Genomic DNA, 16,866 nt, shown 5'->3' with positions numbered 1-16,866 from the left:
TAAACTCCTTATTTATGCTCCGCTTCGAATTTAGCCATATAGGCGATCAGCTCACGCACGCCGCTCTCAGGCATTGCGTTGTAGATGCTGGCGCGCATACCGCCTACGCTGCGGTGGCCCTTAAGATTGACAAGGCCCGCTTTTTTGGCGCCCGCCACAAACTCCTTGTCGAGCTCCTCGCTGCCCGTAATAAACGGTACGTTCATCAGCGAACGGTATTTTGGTTCTACCGTTGCCTGGAACAGTGGCGAATTATCAATAAATTCATAAAGCATGGCAGCCTTTTCCTTGTTGATTTTTTCCATTTCACCCACGCCGCCAAGCTTCTTTAAATGCTTGAACACAAGGCCTGCAATATAAATCGCATAGGTCGGAGGCGTGTTGAACATAGAGCCGTTATCCGCATAGGTCTTATAATTAAGCATTGTAGGCACGCTGTCCGGCGCATGGCCAATGAGGTCGTTGCGGATGATGACGATCGTAACGCCAGCAGGGCCGATGTTTTTCTGTGCGCCCGCATAAATCAGGGCATAATCCGCAACGTTGATTTCTTCGGAAAGAATACAGGAGGACATATCGGAAACGAGCGGAAGGTCTCCCACAGGGGGAAGCTTTGTGAACCTGGTTCCATAAATGGTATTATTGGATGTGATATGCACATAGTCTGCGTCCGGTGTGAACATATCGGCATTAAGCTGCGGAATGTACGAGAACGTTTTATCTTCAGAAGACGCCACGACATTTGCCTCGCCAAACTTTTTGGCTTGTTCGATGGCCTTTTTTGCCCACTGCCCTGTTTTGACAAAATGCGCTTTTTTATATTTTGTCATCAGGTTCAAAGGAACCATTGCAAACTGCAAAGAAGCGCCGCCCTGAAGAAACAGCACGCTGTAATTGTCCGGAATATTCATCAGATCACGCAGATCAGCCTCCGCCGTATCGATAATGTCCTGATACTCTTTGGAACGGTGGCTCATCTCCATGACGTTCATACCGCTGTTGCCATACGAAATGAAATCGTCCTGGGCTTGCTTTAAAACCTCGATTGGCAGGCACGCAGGGCCCGCCGAAAAATTATACACTCTTTCCATTGGTCGAATCCTCCTAAAATGTATGTAAATACAGATACAATTATAATACGGAAAGGCTTTGTTTTCAATAAAATTCACACCGGATCGAAAGATCGGATTAAAATTAAGCCTGAATTGACTGCTTTTGTAACGGGAATGGTATATAATATAGTAGAAACTATATGATCGAAAAAGAGGAAATCCATGGAAGATTTGTTTTCTGGAAACTTAAAGAAAAATGCGCCCCTTGCAGACAGGATGCGTCCAAAGACGCTGGATGAATTTTTGGGGCAGGAGCATATCGTGGGGAAAAACACTCTGCTGCGCCGGGCGATCGAGGCGGATAAGCTTGGCTCGTGTATTTTCTGGGGCCCGCCGGGCTGCGGAAAAAGCACGCTTGCCGCGATCATCGCGCAGACCACGGGCAGCGATTTTTATAAGCTGAACGCTGTAACGAGCGGCGTAAAGGACGTGCGCGAGGTAATCGACGAGGCGGAAAGCAACCTCAAGATGTATGGCAGGGAAAGCTTTTTGCTGCTCGACGAGTGCCACCGCTGGTCCAAATCGCAGTCAGACAGCGTATTGCCTGCAATGGAAAGCGGTGTTATCAAGCTGATTGGTTCCACCACCGAAAACCCCATGGCTGCAATGACAAGCGCTATCGTCTCGCGCTGCCGCTTGTTTGAGTTTTACGGGCTGACGGAAGAGGATGTAAAAAAAGCCGTATACCGTGCGGCGGAGGATCAGGAAAATGGCTTTGGCAATATGGACCTTACGCTTGACGAGGATGCGGTAGAGCATTGGGCTTCGGTTTCGAACGGCGATATCAGGAGCGCGCTTAACGCGCTCGAGCTTGCGGTGCTGACCACAAAGCCGGATAAAAAGGGAAAGGTGCATATCACGCTTGAAATCGCAGAACAGTCGATCCAGCAGCGCGCGGTGCGTATGGACGACAACGAATATTACGATATGCTGTCCGCATTTTGTAAATCGCTGCGCGGCAGCGACAGCGACGCGGCGCTGTTCTGGTTTGCACGCATGATTTACGCGGGCGTGGATCCGCGTGTGCCTGTGCGCCGTATGATCGCGCATGCCTCCGAAGATGTGGGGCTTGCCAACCCAAGCGTCCTGAACCAGTGCGTCGCTGCCATGCAGGCGCTTGACTTCAACGGAATGCCGGAAGCGCGGCTCAATATCGCCCAGGCGATCATCTACCTGTGCGAGTCGCCAAAGAGCAACAGCGTGCTGCTCGCGGTGGATTCCGCTGCGCGTGCAGCCAGAGAGGTAAAGCGGCAGAATGTGCCCGCTCATTTGCAGGATACAAACTTTGAAAAGGCAAAGCACGAGCAAAAGGGCAAACAATATAAATACGCCCACGATTATCCAAGGCATTATGTGCAGCAGCAATATCTGCCGGACGAGCTCAAAGGAACGGTATTCTACAAGCCCTCCATGCAGGGCTATGAACAGAAGGTACATGAGTACCGGCGGTTTACAGGCAAGGAAAAAAAGCCGGAATAAAACGACAGCAAAATTTTATTTGGTACAAATAAAAACAATGCGAAGGGAACTGAAAGTATGCAGGGCGGTAAAAGAGCATATCCACGATTATCGGCGTGTGGGCTGAATTGCGGCCTTTGCCCGCGTTTTCATACGGACGGCGCGTCGCGCTGCCCGGGCTGCGGCGGGGAAGATTTTTTTGCAAAGCGTCCCTCCTGCGGGGTGCTCAGCTGCAATAAGCGGAACGGCGGAATCGAATATTGCTGCCTTTGCAGGGAATACCCGTGTGGGAAATTTGACGGCGCGCAGGATAGCGACTCGTTTATCACGCACCGGAATATGCGGGAAAATTTTGAGAGAATCAGGAAAAGCGGGCTCAGTGCGTATCAGGCGGAGCTCGATGAGAAAGTCGCGATTCTGGAGGAACTGCTGGAACAGTATAACGACGGACGCAAAAAAAGTTTCTTTTGCCTTGCGGTCAATTTATTGGAATTGCAGGACGTCAGGGAACTGATGGCGCAGTTGAAACAGGAAGAAAAGCCGGGCAACACCGTAAAGGAGAACGCGGCCGTTGCAGTCAGGCTGTTTGAGGACATGGCAAAAAAGCGGAATATGGAACTGAAGCTGCGAAAAAAGAAGCATTGAAAAAGCCGGACAAAACGTCCGGCTTTTTTGCTCTTTTGTCCGGCAACCGGAGAACGGTTATTCTCCAAGGACTTCTTTAAGGTATTCGATACCCATACGGGGGCTTGAAAGTACGGGCGTTTTAATATGGGTAAGAAGCGGCAAAAGGACGGTCATGCTGCCCTGCGCCAAAACAACGACGTCGCATTCGCGTGCGGCGCGTTCCACTTCCCCGAGCACCATTGCGTTGTGGCGCTCCTTATCGCCCTGCTCGATGAGTATCATCATCGCGCCCTCCACGAGGTAACGGACGATCTCGATTTCCTTACCGGCTTGCTTTGCCGCATTTTCGATGAGGCTGCAGCTGGGGCCCAGAGTGGTTTCCACCGTGGCGATTACGCCGATTTTTTTACCCAGTCGTACCGCTTCGCGCGCCATTGCTTCGTCGATTTTTACAATAGGGATGTCGATCAGCTTTTTGAAATCCTCTGCGACCTCGCTTACTGACGAGCATTGGTTTAAGATTGCGTCCACGCCAAGCGACTGCGCGTTTTCATAATAGGAAAGCAGCCTGCGCCGCACTGCCTTTGTAACGCCTCCGTTTGCGTTGACCTCGGCGATCAGGCTGTTGTCGATGATCTCCCAGACCTTGACGTCTGGAATGATTTCCTTGCACAGCGCGGAAAGCTCCGTTGAAGAAACGGCGCTCGTTTGAACGATTGCGATTGATTTACCCATTGATTTGTCTCCCGTTTACTATTTTTGTATTGTTTGAGTTTCCATGATCCCGGAAACGATGTTTTTGAGCGTATCCGGTTCCCCTACATTTCCGGGGAAGATGATATATGGCAGGCCTGAATACCGGCTTTCCGGACCGAGCTTCCATACGGGTATGCCTGCCGCGGCCTGTCCCAAAACCCATGCGCGCTTTGCGCCGAGTGCGTTTGTGGCGATCTCGCTGCTTGTGATGCCGCCCTTTGCGATAATAAAGGAAGGCCGTACGGAGATGCGCCGTACGGTTTCTGTTACTGCGTTTGCGATACGAACGGAAAGCGCGAGTTTTTCTTCAGGAGACATTCCGATTGGATCGAGCAGTTTGCGCTTTGTATAAAGCACAACGGTCTCGCCGGAAAAGATTGCCTTTTCCGCTGCCCTGGAAGCCCGCCTGATTTCAGCAGCCAAAAGACCGGGCGAGAGCGCGAGGTCCGTATCGAGTTCGATCGGGCACAGGCCGTCGAGCTCAAGCAGGTTGTTTAGCTGCTGTGTCGAGCGCGCCACATGGGAGCCGACGATCACAAGCCCGCCATGGGAGGAATCGCCGCGCAATTCTTCTCCCTGCAAAAAAGACTTTGCGCTAACGCCTCCCAGCACGCGTGGCAACGCTGCGGCGCTTCGAAACAAAAAGCGTTTTCCCTGCCCGAGCGCTCCGCACAGGGCGATCACAAAAACCTCAAGATCGGAATATTCCACGGCATTGACGACCATGACGCCGCCGTTTAAATTCAAAAGTTTATTTTGCACCGCGTCAAGATTGCCGCGCAGCTCTTCAAGCGACACGCTGGAAACATCCGCAGCGCGGATCTTGCCCTGCGTTTTTTCCTCTATCCAATCCTTGAGATTGGAGGAACGGTAGCCAAACGTCGCATCCTTTGCAAACTCCGTTTCACCTGCGGGAATATAATCGTCCCCTTGCTTTACATAGTGGATATCGCCCGCTGTAACACGCCCGCCTTCAGGAAAAAAAGGACAGATGATTTCGCCGTCCACGGCATATCCGCTTTTGGCAAGCTCTGCTTTGAGCGTGGCGGTCTCAAGGGGCCAGTGCCCGCGCAGGGTGGAATCCCCACGGCTGATGATCAAAAAACCGGTGCGCGCCGCGCGCGCGGCGCTACAGATGTTCTGTGCAATTTTACGGTGCTCACGCGCAGTTTTATCCGCGGAAAAGCTGCGTGAATTGGTGAGCAGGAAAAACAGATTTTGTTCAGCCTGCATGCCGGCCTTCACACTCTGCTCGTCATAGCTCGTAAAAACAGGAATATCGTGCACAGTCTGCGTGCCGGTTGGATCGTCGTCCAAAACGATAATTTTATTGTTTTGGCGGCTCAGGGCAATTTCGAGCGCCAGATCGGCACTGCCCGGTTTGCGTGGGGGGATACTGCAAAAATCTGGTTTCATAAGGACCTCTAAATTTCAATATTTGAACATTTGTTTTAAAATATGATTATTAATTCTAATGATAAAACCTAAATAAGCGATTGTCAAATTGTTTTTTTTCAGATATGATAGAGAAAAAAAGAGGCTGTGAATGCACACATGGCAAAGAGAGGGACGACACAAATGACAGGCAGGGACAAAGCGGGGCTGAATCAGTCGGTTTACCATGCGCTTGAAATCATTGATTATCTGACGGGGAAGGACTGGTCGCGCGTGAAGGATATTGCACAGGCGCTGGGACTCGATACGGCGCGTGTGCACCGGCTCTTGAATACGATGCTGCATATGGATTATATTGAATACGATCCCAAAACGCGGCTTTACCGCCTGGGCATGAAGTTCTATTCGATTTCCTATCATATGTCAAAAGATCACAGCCTTGTAAACGTAGCGCGTGAACATATGGAGTGGGCCGCGGGACAGCTGTGTGAAACGATCAATCTTGGCATGCTTTCGAGCAACCACATGGAGATGACGCACGTATACCGGCTTGATGGAAACGCAAAGGCGCTGCAGGGCCTGTCGCCGATCGGCAGCAGCAAATCCCTTCATGCGAGCGCGATCGGCAAAGCAATTCTGGCGTTTCGCCCTTTGCGCGAGCAGCAGGGTATTGTGCCCAGACTGGATTATGTGAAGTATACGGATACCACAATCTGCACGCAGGAGGGGCTTTTGGAAGAGCTGGGCGCGGTTGCGGAGCAGGGATATGCCGTGGACGACGGGGAATATCATAAGGATATGTTTTGTATTGCATACCCTGTGTTTTCCGCCGGGGGAATCGCAGAAGCGGGAATCAGCGTCACGACGCTGCGCCCCTGCCCGCCCGAGAGGCAGGAGCAGTTTAAGGCGGTGCTCGCACAGGCGGCAAAGCGGATTTCGGCGGCGCTGAAGCGCGGGTGAGGGAAAAAGGAATTGTTTACCTGCCCTGAAAGTCTTTACAAAGCGGATTATATGCAATATAATGGTAAAAACTGGAAATAGATCGGCGCAGAACCGACAAACGTCCTTTATGGTGGCCCACGAAGCGAGCGGGAGAGGGTGGAAGACCCGCGGCAACGCCATTTTGGATTATCACGTGTTTGCTAAACGCCGCGCGTCCCGCGCGTTACAGCGGGGAGGAGTGCTTTTCTGTGGTAAATAGCAGGAAAGAATTCAGGTGGTACCGCGAGCTTTCGTCCTGATGCAGGAGGAAGGCTTTTTTTGATGCGGCGCATGCCTGCCGGAAAAAGACAAATTGAAAGCAAAACCGTGAAAAACGGCTATAAAATAAGGAGTTTACGATGTATAAGAAAGTTCCCACCGATTTAAAATTCAACGAACGCGAGCTGGAAATCCTTGATTTCTGGCACGAGAACAAGATCTTTGAAAAGAGCATGGAGGAGAACAGGGGAAATCCTGAGTTTACCTTTTACGACGGGCCGCCAACGGCAAACGGAAAGCCGCATATAGGGCATATCCTCACGCGCTGCATCAAGGACCTGATTCCGCGCTATAAAACCATGCAGGGCTATAACGTGCTGCGCAAGGCGGGATGGGACACGCATGGGCTGCCGGTGGAGCTCGAGGTGGAAAAAATGCTCGGCTTGGACGGAAAAGAGCAGATCGAAGAATATGGCGTGGAGCCGTTTATCCAGAAATGTAAGGAGTCCGTGTGGAAATACAAGGGCGAGTGGGAAAAGATGTCCGACCGCGTGGGTTACTGGGCGGATATGGAAGATCCATACATTACCTATGATAATGATTATATTGAATCCGTATGGTGGTCTTTGAAGGAAATTGCCAAAAAGGATTTGCTTTATAAGGGACATAAAATCGTCCCGTACTGCCCGCGCTGCGGGACGGCGCTTTCCTCGCACGAGGTGGCGCAGGGTTATAAGGACGTGAAGGAAACTTCTATCTTTGTGCGTTTCAAGGTAAAAAACGAAGATGCGTATTTCCTAGCGTGGACGACCACCCCGTGGACGCTCCCGTCCAACGTCGCGCTGTGCGTAAACCCAAACGAGGAATACGTGCTTGCGCAGGATAAGAACAACGACCAGTATTACCTTGCAAAGGCGCTGTGCGAGCAGCTTTTGGGTGAGGACGCACATATCGTCAGCAAGTTTACGGGCAAGGAGCTTGAATATAAGGAATATGAACCGCTTTTCGATTTTGCGCGTACGGATGAAAAGGCATGGTATATCACGTGCGACACTTATGTTACCCTGACGGATGGCAGCGGTATCGTACATATCGCGCCCGCGTTCGGTGAGGACGATGCGAATGTTGGCAGGAAATACGGGCTTCCGTTCGTGCAGCTCGTAAAGCCGGACGGCACGATGAGCGAGGAAACCAAATGGCCGGGCGTATTTGTGAAAAAAGCGGACAAGCTGATCACTGAAGATTTGAAGGAGCGCGGGCTGCTGTTTGCGGAGATGCCGTACGAGCATAGCTATCCGTTCTGCTGGCGCTGCGATACGCCCCTTATCTATTACGCGCGCAGCACATGGTTTATCAAGATGACCGAGCTGCGGGATAACCTGCTGAAAAACAATGCCAGCGTCAACTGGCTGCCTGAAAATATTCGGGACGGACGGATGGGCAACTTCCTTGAAAACGTCATCGACTGGGGAATTTCCCGCGAGCGTTATTGGGGAACGCCGTTGCCTGTCTGGGTGTGCGACTGTGGCGAAATCCATGTGGTCGGCTCGAGGCAGGAGCTTAGGGACATGGCGGAACAGGAAGTATCTGAGGATATCGAGCTGCACAAGCCGTTCCTCGATCCGATTACGTTAAAATGTCCGGTGTGCGGGGGCAGCATGCACCGCGTGCCAGAAGTGATCGACTGCTGGTACGACAGCGGCTCCATGCCGTTTGCACAGTGGCACTATCCCTTTGAAAACAAAGAGGAATTCGAAAGCCATTTCCCGGCAAATTTCATCAGCGAGGCGGTCGACCAGACGCGCGGGTGGTTCTATACGCTGCTTGCGATCGGAACGCTGATTTTTGACAAGGCTCCGTTTGAAAACTGTATTGTGCTTGGACACGTGCAGGACAAGGACGGGCAGAAGATGAGCAAGCATAAAGGAAATGTCGTCGATCCGTGGAGCGTGCTGGACAGGCAGGGCGCAGACGCGGTCCGGTGGTATTTCTATTCGGCGAGCGCGCCGTGGCTGCCCTCGCGCTTTTACGACGAAGCGGTGAGCGAGATGCAGCGTAAGTTTATGGGTACGCTATGGAACACCTATGCGTTCTATATCCTGTATGCGGACATCGACAGCTTTGACCCGACGAAATATACGTTAGAACCCAAAAATATCATGGATAAATGGGTGCTGTCGCGCCTGAATTCGCTTGTAAAAACGGTAACGGACGATCTTGACAATTACCGTATCGTGGAGCCGTCGCGCGAGCTGAATAAGTTTGTGGACGAGCTTTCCAACTGGTATGTGCGCCGCTGCAGAGACCGTTTCTGGGGAAGCGGGATGGAGCAGGATAAAGTAGACGCGTTTATGACGCTGTATACTGTGCTTGAAACAATGGCAAGATTGCTTGCGCCGTTTACGCCGTTTATGACGGAAAGCATTTACCAGAACCTTGTGCGCACGAATGACAGGAACGCGCCGCAGTCGGTGCACCTGACGAGGTGGCCGGAAGCGGATGCGGCTCTGATGGATGCGCAGCTTGAACGCGACATGGACGCAGTCCTGAACGTCGTCAATCTGGGGCGCGCATGCCGCAATACAGCGAACATCAAAAACCGGCAGCCGATCGGCAAAATTTATGTGAGCGGTATCGACCATCTGGATGAAACGTTTCTGGAGGTTATCCGCGGGGAGTTGAATGCAAAAGAGGTAGAATTGGGCGCGGCCGCGGCGGAATACATTACCTACAATGTAAAACCGCAGATGCGTACGCTTGGGCCGAAATACGGTAAGCTGCTTAACGGCATTCGCCAACATCTGGCGCAGGCTGACGGAATGCTTGTAGTGAGCACGGTGAGAGGCGGCAAGCCTTATGAATTCCGCGTAGACGAAATGCCCGTTACGCTTATGGAAGAGGATATTTTGATCGAGCCTGCGCAGCGCGAAGGCTTTGTAGCGGAAACAAGCGGGGATTTTGCGGTGATTATCGATACGGCGTTAACGCCGGAGCTTATCGAGGAGGGCAATGTGCGCGAGCTGATCAGCAAGATACAGACAATGCGTAAAGAAGCCGGATTCGAAGTCACAGATAAAATCGAACTGTATGTGAAGGACAATGAAAAGATTACGGTAATCGTCCAGAACAACGAAGACCAGATCGAAAAAGAGGTGCTTGCGCTGGGCGTGCAGTATGGCAGTGCGGAAGGCTATGAAAAGGAATGGAATATCAATGGCGAGAAAGTCGTGCTGGGCGTGAAAAAAGCGTGAGTTATAATGGAAAAAGCATCCGGTAAGAAAAAAGGGCGTTAGGAATAACGCCCTTTTTTTTGCTTTCAGATACCGGAATACGCATTTACGGCGGAACGGCGCAGCTTATTAAGAGGCACAAAAAAACAGAATTGCATATTCAACACGATATATACCCGATTCATGTAATTTAATGGACAATATTTTCAAAATCAATATAATAATAAAAGAAAAAAAGTGTATTCGGACCGTTTTTATGGAAGTCAAAAAAGAAACCGTATGTGAAGATACCCTGTATATCATCAGGGAATATTACCATCTGAATACAGGGCCGCTGTTTGACGTACTGGCCAGCGACTGCGTTTGGCTGGGCATAGGCAATCTTCTCGTTTCGGGTGCGGAAGCGATCAAGGCGCAGTTTCAAAACGGCTTTATTATGCCGCCCTTTGAGCTGGAAGAATCGAGTTTCCGGCAGATCGAAACGGGAAGCGAAGACCAGCTGATGGTGCTTGGCGGATATACGCTCTATGCTTCCGGGCAGGCGGATATGATCTGTACGGCGAAGCAAAGACTGACGTTTTGCTACCGGAAGGAAACGGGCGGATACCGCCTGTACCACATGCACGTCTCCAATGAATACAGCGAGCTGGTGGGAGAGGAAGTCTTTCCCGTACAGGTTACAAAACAGACTTACCGGTATGTGCAGCGTCTGCTGAAAGAGAGCGGGGAAAACAATAACCGGCGGCTTGCGGTAAAGACAAACGGTTCGCTCTGCTTTGTAGATACGGGAATGATTCAGTATATTCAGGCGCTGGAACGGGAAAGCATACTGTATTTGGTAAACGAGCACAGGCAGGTGCAGGCTTCCATCAAGGAGCTGGAAGCGGAGTTGCCGTCTCATTTTTACCGGCTGCACAGGAGTTACTTCATCAACTGCGATTATGTGGCGAAAATTGAGCGGTATAAGCTGACGCTGATAACGGGGGAGGAGCTTCCGGTGCCCAAAATGCGCTACACTCAAATACGGGACGACATTACGAACATCATAGGGAAAAAGGAAAAGAAAGGCTGAGGATGTATTCCGCAGCTTAACTGTGCGCATGGAGCCTGCCAGCCAGTTTCCTGCGGACGAATCGGAGGGCTTTTTATTTGGATGGGAAGAACGAGGAGGACAAAACATTGAAAATAGCCAAACGGATTTTAGTAATTTTGCTTGCGGCTGCCCTGCTGTTTGCGACGGCGTGCAGCGTGCAGCCGCAGGCGGAGAATAGCGCGGCCCCGTCCGCGTCGGCAGAGGGGAGCGCGCAAGCCGGAGCGGAAGAAAACGCGCCGGGCGCGGCGTGGACTAATTCGGATATTTCCGGGAATGTGACGGCGGACACCAAGACAGATCCAAAAGACGATTTCAATGCGGCGGTCAATCAGGAATGGATGGCAGGGACGGAGCTTGGCACGCAGATGCAGGCAAGCACCTTTACCGAGCGCAGCAATGAAGTGATGGCGCAGGTCATGGCGCTCATCACAGACGAGTCGCAGACGAGCCATGAGGCGCAGCTCGTGCGGGAATTTTATAACGACTATGTGGATATGGAAAGCCGCAATGCCCTCGGCATGGAGCCGGTTTTGCCGCTGCTCGGGGAAATCGAAGCGATTGAAACGCTGGACGATTTGACAGCATACCTTGCGGACTGGGGGAACCTCGCGGGCGCGCCGGTGAAAGCGGATATCGCGGCGGATTGGAAGGACAGCACGAAGAATACCGTTTACATCGGGCCGTCAGGCTTCGCGCTCTCGGATGCGGACGAATATAAAAGCATAACGGACGTAGGGCAGCGGACAAAAGACGCGGAGGAAGTGATGCTCAAAAAGCTGCTTGCCCGCGCAGGATATTCGGAAGAAGAAGCGGCAGGCCTTTGGGAAGCGTTCTTTGCCCTTGAGACGGAGATCGCGCAGGCGTCGATCGGGAACGCGGAGGGAGCTTCCGCTGACATACGCGACAAGGCCTATAACCCGAAGAGCGCGGCGGAGCTTGCGGAGATGTCGCCCGATTTCCCGCTCATGGAAATTCTGAAGCCCTATACGGACGGCGGCATCGACCGCTTCATCCTGACCGAGCCTGAATGGCTCGCGAAGATGAACGGGTTGTATACGGAGGAGAATCTGGAGGCGTTCAAGGCGTGGCTGATTTATCAGACGCTGACAGGCGTGGCGGGAATGCTCGATCAGGAATGCCTTGATATCATGACGGAATACAGCGGCGCGAGAATGGGGAGCACGCAGATAGAGCTGCCGGTGGAGCAGCTTGCCTACCAGGCGTGCTCCACAACGTTCGATATGGCGATTGGCAAGCTGTACGCGGAGAACTATGTGACGGAAGAGACCAAGCAGGACGTGACGGAGCTGGTGAACGACGCCGTGGCGGTGTTCCGGCAAAGGCTTGAAGAAAACGAATGGCTGGGCGATGAAACCAAAGCGAAGGCGCTCGAAAAGCTCGATACGCTCAAGGTGCGCGTGGCTTATCCGGACGACTGGTCGCTGTACGATTATTCGGATTATGCGCTGCCGGAGGATGGCGGGATCATAGACGACATGCTCGCGGTGCGGGAAAAAAGTATGTCGGAGAAGGTGGACAAGGCAAAGGCGGAGATCGATAAGGACCTGTGGATGACCTCTCCGCAGGAAGTAAACGCTTTTTACCAGCCGACGGATAATTCCATCAATATCCCGGCGGGCATTTTGGGCGGGGATTTTTATGATCCGGACGGAACGGTCGAGCAGCAGATGGGCTCGCTCGGTATCGTCATCGGGCACGAAATCACGCACGGGTTCGACTCCAACATGGGAAGCCTTTACGATAAGGACGGAAACCTCTCCAACTGGTGGACGGATGAAGACCGCGCGGCATTCAAGGAACGCACGGACAAGGTGGGCGCGTATTACGCGAGCATCGAGGTGCTTCCCGGAAAATATATCGACGGAGACTATACCATCGGCGAGACGGTGGCCGACCTCGGCGGGATGTCCTGCATGCTCGAGCTCGCAAAGGGCATGGACGGCTTCGATTACCAAACATTTTTTGAAAGCTGGGCAAAGGTGTGGAAATTGCAGGAATCGGAGGAGACTGCGGAATATATGCTGCAAACTGACACGCACGCGCCGGGCTATCTGCGCGCAAATGTGAACGTGCAGCAGTTTCAGGAGTTTTACGATGCGTTCGGCGTAGAGGAGGGCGACGGGATGTACCTCGCGCCGGAGGAAAGGCTCTCCGTTTGGTAAGAAAGCCGGCGAAAAAAACGAAAAGGATAACTACAAAAATGGAACGTGCGCGCAAAATAAAACAGTTAAAAATATGGAATAGTCTTATGGTTGCGGAGGTTGCCTTTGCGGCGGTGCTTACGATCTGGTTTGCGGCGGCGGGGGAACTGCCGTTTGGCATGAAGCTGGAAGCGTGGATCGTCCCCATGCCGTGGATCCTGATCGCGTGCATGGGTGCTTATACTGCGCTGACGGCAGTGCAGGCGGCGTTCGGATTCCAAGCGGTAAAAGACAGCCGAAAGGGAAAGAACTGTTATATTGTGGGAATGGTTGCGTGGGTCATATTAACCAGTATTTGTATTGTTATGCTGGATGCCGAAATCGTGGACTGGGCGATATTTTTTATCCTTTTGGTTCCGGCGGCCATTCATTCCAATACGGCCAATGAAATCGCCAAATTGGGCTGAGCGCTCAGAACAAACTGGAAAAGGAATGTGGATATGAAAAAATTGGTCAGAGTTCTGCTTTTCACGGTATCGTTTGTTTTGCTTCTGCCGCTTACCGCCTTTGCACAGGCGGCGCCGGATTACGTGATCAAAAGCGAAGAGATCACGATTCAGGTCAATGAGGACAACACATACGATATCTCCAAAAAGATAACGGCGGATTTTTCGCAGAGTGTGGGCGAGACGCACGGCATTACGGAAACGGTTCCCGTGGATATGCGGATGCGGCGTATGGCGGACGGGCAGTATGAGGAATCGGGCGCGCATGCCGTTGTGACGGATCTTAAGGCCAACGTGCCCTGCGAGATCTCCCGGGAGGGAAGCGACGTGGTGATTCGCCTCGGAGATACGGATGAGACGGTGACGGGCGTGGTGGAATATGAATACAGCTACCGTTTCGATATGGGGCCGGACACGCTTTCCGGAGCGGACGAATTTTATTACAACCTCGTTAGCCCTGAAAACACGATCCCCATTGAAAGGCTTACCTTTACGATTGAGATGCCGAAGGCGTTCGACACGGGAAAGCTCGGCTTCACCACCGGATCGGAGCAGAGCGGCACCTACGACGAAAGCGCCCTTACCTATATGGTGGAGGGAAATACCATTCGCGGTGAGATGGCAAAAACGGTAGAAAGCGGCTACGGCGTGAATGTACGCGCGGAGTTGCCTGACGGATATTATGTGGGTGCGCGTTCGACGATCGCTTACTTTATGCCCGCATTTTGCGCGGGAGGCACGGCCTTTGTGCTTGTGCTCATCCTGCTCGTGGCTTCGGGCAAACGCCGGGCTGAGGTAGAAACGGTGGAATTTGGCCCGCCGGAGGGCATGAACAGCGCGGACGTCGGGTATATCATCGACGGCGAAACGGATAACCGGGACGTCGTTTCCCTGCTTATTTTCTGGGCAGACAAGGGCTTCATCGAGATACACCAGCCGGATGAAAAAAACATGACGTTCAAAAAGCTGAAAGACCTTCCACAGGACGCGAACGATTACGAAAAGATTTTGTTCAGCAAAATGTTCGTGCTTTCGGACAGCATTGACGTGAGAGATATGCGGTATGAGTTTGCCGATACGGTAAACAGTACGAAAAAGAGGATCAGGGCAAAATACAATACCGCTCAAAACCGTGTTTACACGAAAAAGTCGGTTGTGTTCCAATATCTTTCGACTTTACTTGCGGCAGTTCCCGTTGCGGCGGTCGCGGTAGTTGCGGTCTATCTTGACAGCATGGAGCTGCTTGCCGCTATCATTATGGGAGTCGTGTTTATGGGGTTGATCGGCTGGCTGGGCGCGCTGCTGATCAGCGATTCGGTCAGCAAGCGGAAGTCGGATAAAAAGTCTGCACGTGCTGGAAAAATGATCGGTGGGATATTGATTCTCGCGGGACTCACGGCAGCTTCCTGCCTGTTGTTTTCCACTTATCTGGGATGGTGGGTTGTGCTGCCCGCAGCGGCGGCGCTCATCATGTCCCTATTGTCCGGCCTGATGCCCAGGCGGACGGAGCAGGGCGCGCAGTGGGCAGGGCGCATCCTTGGACTGAAACGCTTTATTGAAACAGCGGAAGCAGACAGAATCAAAACGATGGTAAAAGACGATCCGGCCAGCTTTTATCACATCCTGCCCTATGCGTATGTGCTGGGTGTGACGGACGCATGGGCGAAGCGCTTTGAGAGCATCGCGCTAGAGCCGCCGCACTGGTATTACGGCTATTACGGCGGCACATGGTCTGCGCTGTATTTCACGCGGTCGCTCCACCGGGGCATGCAGACCGCGCTGGCGAGCATGACGGCGACGAAAAGTTCGGGTGGCGGCAGCGGATATGGCGGCGGTGGTTTCTCGGGCGGCGGCGCGGGAGGCAGCAGCTTCGGAAGATGGTAAGACAAAGCGGGGAGAGTTTGATTTGATACGGAAAATCGTGGACTTTGCGGAAGGGATCAAGGCAGAAAAACTGCTTAAGGTTGCGGGCGTTCTGCTTTTTATCATTGGCGCGCTTGACGCGGTAGGCGTGCTTTCCTTTTACCTGTTTGGAATGAATATGGTACTTTCTTACCAACCCGATTGGAAACTTATGCTTCTCGACGGCGTCATGCCGGTAGTAGAGCTTGTGGCGGGCGGATTTGCCTTTTATTTCATCCGGCATCCGCAGAAGCATTTGGGAGCGTCCATTATGGCGATGGTTATGGTGCTCCTTTCGACCTTTATGGCAAACCTGTTCACGGATTTTGTGGAGAAAGCGTTCGTTTATGTTTCGCTGGTTCCTGCTTACCTGTACCTGTTTGGCGCGACCAAGCTAAGGGAAAGAATCAAATATAAGGATTATGCGGTGTATAAAGAATTTTACGAGCAGCACCGCAAAGAGAACGAATAAGGGAATTATATGGAAGGCCGGCCTTCCATATAATTCCCTTTTTTCTTTGATAAAATTACCTGCCGTCGCTTTGCTTGGGCTCGCCGTTCCAGGAGGAAAGGCCGCCGTCCACGCTCAGAAGCTGGCCGGTAATGTAGGACGCCTTATCTGAAGCGAGGAAAACCGCAGCGTCCGCAATTTCTTCGGGTTTGCCGATCCTGCCCATGGGGTTGTTCGCATCAAACAGATCGAAAACCTCCTGGGTATTGCCGCTGACGAACATTTCCGTACGCGTCGCGCTTGGGCAGATTCCGTTCACGCGTATACCGTCGCGCCCGTAATCGATTGCCATGCTTTTTGTCATGCTGCCAATCGCCGCCTTTGCCATCGCGTATACCGCCATGTTGTACGCGCCGTTCAGGGCGGCGAGCGAAGCGATGTTGATGATATTGCCGCTCTTTTTCTCAAGCATATCCGGCAAAAACGCTTTGCACATCAGGAATACGCCGCGTACGTCAATTCCCATTTGCTTATCAAAATCCGCAACGCTCGTTTTATGAATTGGCCCGCCGATAAAAATCGCGGCGTTGTTCACAAGCACATCGCATACGCCCACGCTTTTTTTGGTAAATTCGTAAAGCGCTTTTGCGCCTTCCTCTGTGGCGCAGTCGCAATTCAGGTAAAAAAGACGGTCGGTACTGGCTTCACTTAAGAATTTCTGCGCGGGTTCCTCCCTGCGCGAAGTAATAACAACCCTGTCTCCCTCCGCCAAAAACGCCTCAGCGATCTTTCTTCCAATCCCCTGGCTGCCGCCGGTTACAACAACATTTCTGCTCATGATAATCCCCTCCTGTGTTTCTAATAATAATAGAACTAAACTCATCATAAATTTTGCGGCAGCGGATGTCAATAACGAATCCGCACGGGTGCAAGCGTCTTTTTGGCACAGATGGCTTGCAGGGAACAGGAGCTGT

The 16,866-nt window shown here is 52.2% G+C and carries 13 protein-coding genes; 9 read left to right on the top strand and 4 right to left on the bottom strand.

Annotated features, from left to right (window positions below):
• Positions 1-8: 8 nt before the first annotated feature.
• Positions 9-1,091: a 3-phosphoserine/phosphohydroxythreonine transaminase gene (serC, locus tag ACS5WU_RS08110; protein WP_046443281.1), complete on the bottom strand. Its 1,083-nt coding sequence runs from the start codon at positions 1,089-1,091 to the stop codon at positions 9-11.
• Positions 1,092-1,274: 183 nt separating this feature from the next.
• Between serC and ACS5WU_RS08105 the strand changes: the two genes are divergently transcribed.
• Positions 1,275-2,591: a replication-associated recombination protein A gene (locus tag ACS5WU_RS08105; RefSeq protein ID WP_046443280.1), complete on the top strand. Its 1,317-nt coding sequence runs from the start codon at positions 1,275-1,277 to the stop codon at positions 2,589-2,591.
• 57 nt (positions 2,592-2,648) lie between these two features.
• Positions 2,649-3,215 carry a DUF3795 domain-containing protein gene (locus ACS5WU_RS08100; RefSeq protein ID WP_302760320.1) on the top strand — a complete coding sequence of 189 codons (567 nt, stop codon included), beginning with the start codon at positions 2,649-2,651 and terminating at the stop codon, positions 3,213-3,215.
• A 57-nt stretch (positions 3,216-3,272) separates the two neighbouring features.
• Here ACS5WU_RS08100 and ACS5WU_RS08095 read toward each other — a convergent pair whose 3' ends face one another.
• Both ACS5WU_RS08095 and ACS5WU_RS08090 read right to left on the bottom strand, forming a co-directional pair.
• On the bottom strand, positions 3,273-3,932 hold the full coding sequence (locus ACS5WU_RS08095) for an aspartate/glutamate racemase family protein (protein ID WP_302760319.1): 660 nt from the start codon (positions 3,930-3,932) through the stop codon (positions 3,273-3,275).
• 18 nt (positions 3,933-3,950) lie between these two features.
• Positions 3,951-5,369 (bottom strand): four-carbon acid sugar kinase family protein, encoded by a 1,419-nt coding sequence (locus tag ACS5WU_RS08090; protein WP_302760318.1) that lies wholly within the window; start codon positions 5,367-5,369, stop codon positions 3,951-3,953.
• Positions 5,370-5,507: 138 nt separating this feature from the next.
• Here ACS5WU_RS08090 and ACS5WU_RS08085 point away from each other — a divergent pair, with 138 nt between their 5' ends.
• From ACS5WU_RS08085 to ACS5WU_RS08055, 7 genes are all read left to right on the top strand, one after another.
• Positions 5,508-6,308: an IclR family transcriptional regulator gene (locus tag ACS5WU_RS08085; RefSeq protein ID WP_082103441.1), complete on the top strand. Its 801-nt coding sequence runs from the start codon at positions 5,508-5,510 to the stop codon at positions 6,306-6,308.
• Between the two features lie 380 nt (positions 6,309-6,688).
• Positions 6,689-9,799: an isoleucine--tRNA ligase gene (gene ileS / locus ACS5WU_RS08080; protein ID WP_302760317.1), complete on the top strand. Its 3,111-nt coding sequence runs from the start codon at positions 6,689-6,691 to the stop codon at positions 9,797-9,799.
• A gap of 235 nt (positions 9,800-10,034) precedes the next feature.
• Positions 10,035-10,850 carry a LytTR family DNA-binding domain-containing protein gene (locus tag ACS5WU_RS08075; protein ID WP_302760316.1) on the top strand — a complete coding sequence of 272 codons (816 nt, stop codon included), beginning with the start codon at positions 10,035-10,037 and terminating at the stop codon, positions 10,848-10,850.
• A 77-nt stretch (positions 10,851-10,927) separates the two neighbouring features.
• Positions 10,928-13,054: a M13 family metallopeptidase gene (locus ACS5WU_RS08070; protein ID WP_465089084.1), complete on the top strand. Its 2,127-nt coding sequence runs from the start codon at positions 10,928-10,930 to the stop codon at positions 13,052-13,054.
• 38 nt (positions 13,055-13,092) lie between these two features.
• On the top strand, positions 13,093-13,500 hold the full coding sequence (locus ACS5WU_RS08065; protein WP_302761194.1) for a hypothetical protein: 408 nt from the start codon (positions 13,093-13,095) through the stop codon (positions 13,498-13,500).
• Positions 13,501-13,533: 33 nt separating this feature from the next.
• The gene (locus tag ACS5WU_RS08060) at positions 13,534-15,423 is read left to right on the top strand and encodes a DUF2207 domain-containing protein (protein WP_302761196.1); all 1,890 of its coding nucleotides are present in this window, start codon (positions 13,534-13,536) and stop codon (positions 15,421-15,423) included.
• Complete coding sequence (locus ACS5WU_RS08055) at positions 15,365-15,913, top strand: hypothetical protein (RefSeq protein ID WP_302761198.1); 549 nt, start codon at positions 15,365-15,367, stop codon at positions 15,911-15,913. The genes ACS5WU_RS08060 and ACS5WU_RS08055 overlap by 59 nt, the downstream gene beginning before the upstream one ends.
• 55 nt (positions 15,914-15,968) lie before the next feature.
• Here the strand turns inward: ACS5WU_RS08055 and ACS5WU_RS08050 are convergent, their stop codons facing one another.
• Positions 15,969-16,730, bottom strand: coding sequence for an SDR family NAD(P)-dependent oxidoreductase (locus ACS5WU_RS08050; protein ID WP_046443270.1), 762 nt, complete (start codon positions 16,728-16,730; stop codon positions 15,969-15,971).
• Between the last annotated feature and the right edge of the window lie 136 nt (positions 16,731-16,866).

It is taken from the genome of Christensenella sp. KGMB01412 (genome assembly GCF_055522415.1).
This window is presented reverse-complemented; position numbering and strand designations above follow the sequence as displayed.

Excerpts from the sequence above, each read along its gene's own strand:
- serC (WP_046443281.1), bottom strand. The coding sequence starts at position 1,091 with ATGGAAAGAGTGTATAATTTTTCGGCGGGCCCTGCGTGCCTGCCAATC.
- ACS5WU_RS08105 (WP_046443280.1), top strand. The coding sequence starts at position 1,275 with ATGGAAGATTTGTTTTCTGGAAACTTAAAGAAAAATGCGCCCCTTGCA.
- ACS5WU_RS08100 (WP_302760320.1), top strand. The coding sequence starts at position 2,649 with ATGCAGGGCGGTAAAAGAGCATATCCACGATTATCGGCGTGTGGGCTG.
- ACS5WU_RS08095 (WP_302760319.1), bottom strand. The coding sequence starts at position 3,932 with ATGGGTAAATCAATCGCAATCGTTCAAACGAGCGCCGTTTCTTCAACG.
- ACS5WU_RS08090 (WP_302760318.1), bottom strand. The coding sequence starts at position 5,369 with ATGAAACCAGATTTTTGCAGTATCCCCCCACGCAAACCGGGCAGTGCC.
- ACS5WU_RS08085 (WP_082103441.1), top strand. The coding sequence starts at position 5,508 with ATGGCAAAGAGAGGGACGACACAAATGACAGGCAGGGACAAAGCGGGG.
- ileS (WP_302760317.1), top strand. The coding sequence starts at position 6,689 with ATGTATAAGAAAGTTCCCACCGATTTAAAATTCAACGAACGCGAGCTG.
- ACS5WU_RS08075 (WP_302760316.1), top strand. The coding sequence starts at position 10,035 with ATGGAAGTCAAAAAAGAAACCGTATGTGAAGATACCCTGTATATCATC.
- ACS5WU_RS08065 (WP_302761194.1), top strand. The coding sequence starts at position 13,093 with ATGGAACGTGCGCGCAAAATAAAACAGTTAAAAATATGGAATAGTCTT.
- ACS5WU_RS08060 (WP_302761196.1), top strand. The coding sequence starts at position 13,534 with ATGAAAAAATTGGTCAGAGTTCTGCTTTTCACGGTATCGTTTGTTTTG.
- ACS5WU_RS08055 (WP_302761198.1), top strand. The coding sequence starts at position 15,365 with ATGGCGGCGGTGGTTTCTCGGGCGGCGGCGCGGGAGGCAGCAGCTTCG.
- ACS5WU_RS08050 (WP_046443270.1), bottom strand. The coding sequence starts at position 16,730 with ATGAGCAGAAATGTTGTTGTAACCGGCGGCAGCCAGGGGATTGGAAGA.